1 protein-coding gene is annotated in these 461 nt (G+C 72.5%); it reads left to right on the top strand.

Annotated elements, in window-relative coordinates:
- The coding region (locus DMH08_RS39840; RefSeq protein ID WP_125621462.1) for an adenine phosphoribosyltransferase at window positions 1-293 on the top strand (293 nt) is incomplete at its 5' end.
- Window positions 294-461 lie beyond the last annotated feature (168 nt).

Consider the following 461-nt stretch of genomic DNA (forward strand, 5'->3'; position numbering starts at 1 on the left):
TCGTGCCCGTCCGCAAGAAGGGCAAACTGCCCGCGCGGACGCACGCCGCCACCTATGATCTCGAGTACGGGACGGAGACGATCGAGATCCACGCGGACGCCTTCGAGTCCGGCGACCGCGTCCTGATCGTCGACGACGTCCTGGCCACCGGCGGGACGGCCCGCGCCGCCGCCGACCTCGTCCGGCGCTGCGGCGGCGAGGTGGTCGGGCTCTCCGTCCTGCTGGAGCTGTCGTTCCTGCACGGGCGCGACAAGGTCGGGAATCTCGACGTCCACTCGCTGGTTACCGTCTAACACGGAACCGGCGCCGGATACACTGGCGCAATCGAGCCCGGTGGGGACGGGCGCTCACCCGCGGGGCGGACGGCATGCGGCGCCCGCACGGACCCGAGGAGGCTGAGTGCCCGGTGAGGCGGCATCGACCGGCGCGGTGAGCGAGGCCGCGGAGAAACCCGCGACCGG

This window comes from Actinomadura sp. WAC 06369 (assembly GCF_003947565.1).
Classification (GTDB): domain Bacteria; phylum Actinomycetota; class Actinomycetes; order Streptosporangiales; family Streptosporangiaceae; genus Spirillospora; species Spirillospora rifamycini.